Raw genomic sequence first — 7880 nt, 5'->3', positions numbered from 1 at the left:
CATGAAGCAGAAAACTCTTCCTCAAAGGATTGGAAATTCAGCCAGTCCACATAAAAAAGATGTGGTCCTAACATCAGTAAAGGATCTCTCATAGACGCCCTCCCCTTATTCTGTCCCGCCATGCAGCGCATTAGCGCGTGCCCGTTGCAAAGCATGGGCAACCGCACGACCAGTGGCCATGGGTTCACGCGCCCCATTGACATGCACCGTGACATTTTGATTGTGTGTGATGGGGGAACGGTCTTTGTCTCTTTGCTCTCTCGCAGATGAATTTACAGGAGAAGCTCCCGCAAATTGTGCAATCGGTTGAATGGTTGTTTTTCCTCCCAAAAAACTTGGCAAAAACTCTCTTACATCAATGGAACCAATCCACCCCTTAATGCGGCTAGGCAAAGATTTACAAAAATCCATCAATTGTGAGATAGATGACATAAAGCCATCGACAATCGAATTAGCCAGATCTTCGCCGGCTTGTTCCATACCAGCCTTGGCACCCTCCGAGAGCTTTTCCTGTGTAAAAAAACTCTTTCTAAACTGGAACTTCTTAAAATCCCCTTTTTACACCTCTCTCAAAGCAAAGATAAAACTGCCAAGACACGTGAGAGTCATCTAAGGATAATTGCATGAAACCATAACAGCTATAAACAGACTCCAATATTTGTATCATATTATTGTAACGATTTACTTACGTATAAAAAAAGCTTTTCTTATGAAAAAGAGTTGCCCATGAGTAGATATTATAAACTCTAACAAAGGGCATAACTTGATAATTATACCGCAACAAACTAATAGAAACAGCCTTCTTGATAATTCTGGACAACATGTGCTAGCAAATTATGAACACACCCTTGACAAACTCCCCTTTGCTTCAAGGATGAAAGCCTAAAAGGAAAAATAGAATAACAAACCATTATTCCGCTTTGTATTAAAGCTCCGTTCACATTAAACCATTGCACTTATAGCGTATAACCTGAAATCTCAGCAGCTTTGAAAAAAATATGTCTGATTTTTTATTCTATTTTTAAGTAACACTCAGATACTCTCATTGCTCTTCAAATCCGCACATATAATACGTTTTTTCCCTCATGCTTTAAGACAAAGAAACAAATTCTATTATAACTTACTGCAACTTGCCGAAAATTGGGTGTCTTTCCCTATAACACCAAGATCTTTAATTAAAAGCGGTTTTCCTATTTCTCCATTATAGGCTTTAACGTGAATTGTCTTGCCTTTCACATCTATGAGGTAATAATCTCCATTAAAAAGCGCACCAGCTGTATAGATAGGGATATTTCCAAAAACCTTATCGTTTTTCGCACGGCAATAGGACTGATAATGCGTGTGACCTACGAAGATTGCTTTAACATTATGAGAGGTAACAATTGACTTAAAGACCGACAAATCTTTAGCATTCTTTTTACGAATAAAAAAGGATTCACCATCAATGGAAGCAGCACGCGCATCATGAAAATTAATGATTGTCACTTTACCTCTTGCATCAGCAGCAGCTAAATCGTTCTTAAGCCAATCTAAAGATTTATTGATTTGCACTTCTGTAGACTTCCCCTTCAAACCAACAGTATAGCTTGGATAATTGTGAAGCTGCACATAATGAACATCTCCATAATCCCAAGAATAACTCAAACTCCCCCTTACCAAGCGAACATTTCCACCCGAAATGGGAACCAAACTTTCAGTAACATCTGCATTGAAATGCAATAATTGACTACGGTATTTTTTGATTTCCGATACCATTCTTGAAACTGCACTTATAGCACAAGCATCTTTGTAAAAATTGAATTCTTGAGGATTTGTACAATTACCAACATTATTGGCATAATCGTGATTCCCTAGCCCCTCATAGACAGGCGCTCCAAGAGTTTTATAAACATTTTTATAATCATCATAGTTTTTTTGTTGTCCAAACTCCGTCAGATCACCATTGACAATATGGAACGCAGCCTTGTGCACTTTTATCACACCAGCAACTTGCTCATTTATCTTTAACCATGGCTCTCTGTTTGATACTCCATTGGCATCACCAGAGTTTAAACGCCACGGTTGCGGATCAGCCATGATGATAGCAGTATAATTTTTCTCAAGAGACTTTTCTTTCATAGGCCACATAAATGCATCATGATAAAGCCTCTTGTCCCTTCTTAACTTTTCAGAATCAAGGTTAAAACAACCAGAGAGAGTAAAAGCAATCACGGTGATTACCAATTTAACTTTATATCTCATAAACCTATCACCATAAAAACGTTACATATTTTATTGTATTATAAAAATTTTCTCAGAAGTAATTTTTTAAATTTTCTTGTCAAGAATATGTCAAAAATTCAAAATAATGAAAGCAATGATTCTTCAATGAAAGTGCACTTTGATGATATAAAAGCACTGTTGATTTAAAGCCTTCAACTTGAAGCATCTTCATTGATTAAGATTTATAAGCTTGGGCTCTTGCTCTTTCAAATGTCATCGATACATCAACAGCTTATAAAAACTTAGTCGTATACTATTAAAATATCCCCAACAGGAGAAAAAATGTATTCTTAATACTAGAACATCAAACTCCTTTGGATATCAAGATCAAATATATTAGAATATTATGATAAATAAGGTATAAATAATCAAAAGTGCTAGCAACAGTGTTTTAGTATTACCGTCATCACTTACATTGACAATCTATAAAAATGCATAAGTATTACAGAAAATAATATCATTACTTTATAAAAAATAATATAAATTATGTAATTATTATAATAATATTTATAATTTCTATAATAGAGATTTACAATAAATTTAATTATATAATATAAATAATTACAAACACATTGTGTGTTCAATATAAATTCACACAAATTTAATATTATTTATTTTTTAATTTTGACAAAAAATCAAAAATATCTTACCAAATAAGGACAATTACTGAAATTAATAACAACTATCCATTTTCACTTCTTCTTATGAAGTTTGCGGGGAAATGAATATTTGGGGGCTCTCATAAGGAGAATACTGGTGTATAAAACATCCCTTTTATCATGCACGGCTGCGGCTGCTATCATCCTATTCAACATCCAGTTCACTGCACATGCTGAAACTCTTGGCGTTGCCAACGAAGAAAAAGATATATCCGGAAAAACGTACGAGACTATTTATGTAAAAGACAAAGGAAAAATCACCGGTAGCACTGTAACTGTAACTGGAAATGAAAGCACAAATGCAGATACAAACAATGATAAGTATGTTGTAACAGTTGAAGGTGCTAACAGTGCGCTTAAATTAAATGGCTTAAATATTCAAGGCACTGATTCTGATGTTCGTTTCGGTATTTCTGTAAAAGACGGCGCTAACATCAACCTAACTGGGGGGAACATTACAACGTCTCAAACTGGCGTTTATATTGACGGCAGCGACAAAAATATACTGCAAAATGTAGTGATATCAAATAATAAAAATGAAATTTCACAACTCATTGGAGTGCAATCAGATAATGGAAGTAACATCACTTTAACAAATGTAAACGTTACGCACGCAGAAGTTGGTATACTCGCAAATAATAATTCTCGAATCAACGTATCCGGAGGATCATTCGAAGGTAAAATGGATGGCGTATATGCTATGAGCGGCACCACCATTACTGTAGATGGCGGTACTAACGTTACCTCATCTAATGGTAACGGACTTCATGCCATCGATGAAAAGAGCGAAATTATAATGACAGGAGGAAGCGTAATTGGAAAAGATGCAGCATTATCTGCAGACGAAGGTGGACATATTACTGTCACGGGTAGTACTCTAACAGCAAAGAGTAATAACCCTAATACATCTACTAATGATAATAAAATCGAAAGTGGATTCGGTGCCTTGTCTCAAGGCAAAAACAGTGTGGTTGAATTATCTAGTACAACGATTAATGATGCGACAATCGGGCTCAAAACACAAGAGAGTGGCGCAATCAAAATGACTGGGGGAAGCATTACAGCTTCCAAAGTTGGTGCTTTCTTCTTGGACAGCAAGAGCAAAGAAAACAAACTGAAAGATGTAGTGATATCAAGTGGGAAAGATGATGCGCCACTAATCAATGGAATCAAAGCAACTAACAGTAATGTCACTTTAAATAATGTAACAGTGACGCAAGCACAAACTGCCATAGATGCATATGATTCCACAGTAAAAGTCTTAGGAGGATCATTTAATGCAGAAAAAGCAGCAATATTTACTCAAAACGGCGGCAACATCACTTTAACTGGCGATGCAAAAATTACATCATATAATGATGCTGGACTCTATGCGGAAGGTTCAAAATCCATCATCGAAATGACGGGAGGGAGCGTAACAGCAAAAGAGGAAGCAATAACGACAACATACGGTGGGCATATTATTGTCACAGATGTCATCCTAAAAACAAATGGTGATGGACTTGGTGTAGCTTCTGATGACCTTGGTAGCATGATTGAATTGCGTGGAAATACAACGATTAGTAATAGTGTAATCGGGCTTCAAGCACAAAACGATGGTGCAATCAAGATGACCGGAGGAACCATTAAAACTTCTCTAGTTGGTGCTGGTTTCTTAAACAGTAACAGCAGTGAAAACAAACTAGAAGGTGTGAAGATATCGAATAGTAAAGACGATGCGTTACTGAACTTTGGAATAAAAGTAGATAAAAGTACCGTCACTTTAAAAGATGTAACAGTGACTCAAGCAGTATCCGGTATAGGTGCAGATAACCACTCTACAATAACAGTCTCAGGAGGATCATTTAGTGGAAGTGACGTAGGAGCAAGTGCAGAAGGTGGCAGTACGATTATCTTGAAAAACAACGCAAACATTACATCATCTGATAACATTGGACTCTATGCAGAAGGTTCAAAATCCACCATCACAATGACGGGAGGAAACGTCACAGGGAAAGGGAATGCATTGGTTGCTGAAGATGGCGGCCATATTACTGTTACAGATGTGGCTCTAACTGTAACAGATATGGCTCCAAGTGACGACTATATATCGTCTGGTGTATTTTCTGTTGGCGAAGGCAGTGTAATTGAATTACTTGGAAATACAACGATTAGTAATAGTGCACTCGGGCTTACAACAAGCAATGGTGGCGCAATCAAGATGACTGGAGGAACCATTAAAACTTCTCTAGTTGGTGCTGGTTTCTTAAACAGTAACAGCAGCGAAAACAAGCTAGAAGGTGTGAAGATATCGAATAGTAAAGACGATACGTTACTGAACTTTGGAATAAAAGCAGATAAAAGTACCGTCACTTTAAAAGATGTAACAGTGACTCAAGCAGCAGCCGGTATAGTTGCAGATAACCACTCTACAATAACAGTCTCAGGAGGAGCATTTAGTGGACGTAATGTAGGAGCAAGTGCAGAAGGTGGCAGTACGATTATCTTGAAAAACAACGCAAACATTACATCATCTGATAACGTTGGACTCTATGCAGAAGGTTCAAAATCCACCATCACAATGACGGGAGGAAACGTCACAGGGAAAGCGAATGCATTGGTTGCTGAAGATGGCGGCCATATTACTGTTACAGATGTGGCTCTAACTGTAACAGATGTGGCTCCAAGTGACGACGATATATCGTCTGGTGTATTTTCTGTTGGCGAAGGCAGTGTAATTGAATTACTTGGAAATACAACGATTAGTAATAGTGCACTCGGGCTTCAAATACTAAACAATGGTGCAATCAAGATGACTGGAGGAACCATTAAGACTTCTCTAGTTGGTGCTGGCTTCTTAAACAGTAACAGCAGCGAAAACAAACTAGAAGGTGTAAAGATATCGAATAGTAAAGACGATGCATTACTAAACTTTGGAATAAAAGCAGATAAAAGTACCGTCACTTTAAAAGATGTAACAGTGACTCAAGCAGCTGCCAGTATAGTTGCAGACCATGATTCGACAATAACAATCTCAGGAGGGGCATTTAGTGGACGTGACGTAGGAGCAAGTGCAGAAGGTGGCAGTACGATTATCTTGAAAAACAATGCAAACATTACATCATCTGATAATGTTGGACTCTATGCAGAAGGTTCAAAATCCACCATCACAATGATGGGAGGATCCGTAGCCGCGAACAAAACAGCGTTATTCGCAATCAACGGTGGGCATATTGATGCCACAGATGTTGCTTTAACAACAGAGGGAAAAGGAAGCGGTGCATTTGTAAGTGGCAATGACAGCACAATTCAATTGCATGGTGATACAATAATTAACAATACTTTGAGCGGACTCGATGCCGGTAATGGTGGTAAAATCATTAGCGAAAACTTATCGATAATCGGTGGTGAAGCACTTGAAGGCCCCGACAACGAACGCACTGGTATATGGACATCAGACTCTGGTAGTGAAGTTAGGTTAATGGGCAAAACAACCATTCAAAATGTTGATGAAGGGTTTTATGCAGACGGTGGAAGTAAAATCATTAGCGGAGATTTAACAATAACTGGTGGTGAAAGTAAAACAATGACCGTTGGTGTAAACGTTGCAGAAACTGATAGTTTAATTGAATTAAATGGTAAAACAATCATTCAAAATTTTGATGTTGGTCTCACCGCAGGAAATAATAGCACGATTAAGATGACGAATGGTTATATTGGAACAGCAGAGAATACAATCAAAAATAAAATAGAAGCAAAAAAAGTTGCACTATGGGCGGCATTTAACGGACATATTGATGTCGTGAATACTTCTATGATAGCAGGAGTTGCTGGTTTGCAATTTATAGCTCTCTCTAATCCTGATCTAGATTATCCAGATGTTCCACAAAAACGTAAAAACAGTGAAATCAATTTGACAAATGCAGATGTTCACGCTGAAAATGGTACTGGAATTTTTGTTGGAGCTTTCACTAACACAAACATGGAAGATATTCCAACTTTATCAATCGGTACAGTCAGTCTCAAAAATTCAGAAATCCATGCCGACGTATTATTAGGAGATGGTCTTTTCGAAGATCCAAAATCTTGGAAAAACGACAATTATTGGAACAATAAAGAGGTTAAAGCGATCTCCAATGGCACCTTCACCTTAAGTGCTGATCAGTCTACTCTAGAAGGCAGAGCGAATATTGCTAAAGACAGAAATGTACGTTTTGATCTGAAAAACAATACGAAATGGACGTTGAAAATCAGCAAAAACGAAAAAGATGCTGATGGCAATCTCCTTGATATCGCTCAAAGATCTCGTTCTGATATTTCCACGCTTAATCTCGATAACAGCTCCATTGTTTTTGAGAAACCAACAGAAGATCACTACCAAACATTGCATATAGGTTCTGGTAAACCAGACACGCAAGAAGTCTACAACGCAACGGGAGACGCAAAGATTTACTTCAACATTGCTTGGAGTGATGGCGTAGTAAGTGCCGATCAAAAAACCGATAGGCTTCTCATTCACGGTGATGTCTCAGGCTCCACAACAGTTTATATTAAAAGCGATTCTGGAAATGAAAGTAGTGTAGTCAATGCTGCTGATCCTTCAAATATAGGTGGACTCTCGCTCATCCAAGTTGCAGGAAAAGCACAGGAAGACTCCTTTAAATTAGCCAAAGGCTATACCACACTAGGGGGAGAACCTTACAAATATACACTAACTGCTTATGGACCAGACTCAAGCCATGGTACAGCCGATATTGAGCAAAACCTCTTTGATGAGAAGAATGAAAATTTCTGGGATTTCCGCTTACATAAAGAAATTCTTGAAACGGATTCTGGTCCAAGTGTGATCGTCCCTGTAGCACAAACGGCCAGTTACTTAGTCATGCCAAATGCTCTCTTCTATAGTGGATTAACCGATATGGCTAAACAAAACGCACTCTTAGCCAATATCAGAACATCTGTCTTAGGAAAAGAAGAGGA

At 37.9% G+C, this 7880-nt stretch carries 2 protein-coding genes and 3 pseudogenes; 2 read left to right on the top strand and 3 right to left on the bottom strand.

Annotated elements, in window-relative coordinates; genetic code table 11:
* The 3 genes and pseudogenes from ACFINA_RS09110 to ACFINA_RS09100 all read right to left on the bottom strand — a co-directional run.
* Nucleotides 1-92, bottom strand: a pseudogene (locus ACFINA_RS09110) (phage tail protein); the annotation flags it as partial.
* Between the two features lie 13 nt (nt 93-105).
* Complete coding sequence (locus ACFINA_RS09105) at nt 106-480, bottom strand: hypothetical protein (protein ID WP_375615465.1); 375 nt, start codon at nt 478-480, stop codon at nt 106-108.
* A 633-nt stretch (nt 481-1113) separates the two neighbouring features.
* Nucleotides 1114-2241 (bottom strand): metallophosphoesterase, encoded by a 1128-nt coding sequence (locus tag ACFINA_RS09100; RefSeq protein ID WP_375615464.1) that lies wholly within the window; start codon nt 2239-2241, stop codon nt 1114-1116.
* A 1362-nt stretch (nt 2242-3603) separates the two neighbouring features.
* Here ACFINA_RS09100 and ACFINA_RS09835 point away from each other — a divergent pair.
* Together ACFINA_RS09835 and ACFINA_RS09830 are read left to right on the top strand one after the other, a co-directional pair.
* Nucleotides 3604-4767 (top strand): annotated as a pseudogene (locus tag ACFINA_RS09835) (autotransporter outer membrane beta-barrel domain-containing protein); the annotation flags it as partial.
* Nucleotides 4768-4890: 123 nt separating this feature from the next.
* Nucleotides 4891-7880 (top strand): annotated as a pseudogene (locus tag ACFINA_RS09830) (autotransporter outer membrane beta-barrel domain-containing protein); the annotation flags it as partial.

This window comes from Bartonella sp. AC10YNML (assembly GCF_042196825.1).
In the GTDB taxonomy this organism is placed as follows: Bacteria; Pseudomonadota; Alphaproteobacteria; order Rhizobiales; family Rhizobiaceae; genus Bartonella.
The sequence above is the reverse complement of the archived record's forward strand: the minus strand, read 5'-3'. Positions and strand labels throughout refer to the sequence as shown.

Bases quoted from the DNA above. Each gene is read 5' to 3' on its own strand.
- ACFINA_RS09100 (WP_375615464.1), bottom strand. From the start codon at position 2,241: ATGAGATATAAAGTTAAATTGGTAATCACCGTGATTGCTTTTACTCTC.
- ACFINA_RS09105 (WP_375615465.1), bottom strand. From the start codon at position 480: ATGGAACAAGCCGGCGAAGATCTGGCTAATTCGATTGTCGATGGCTTT.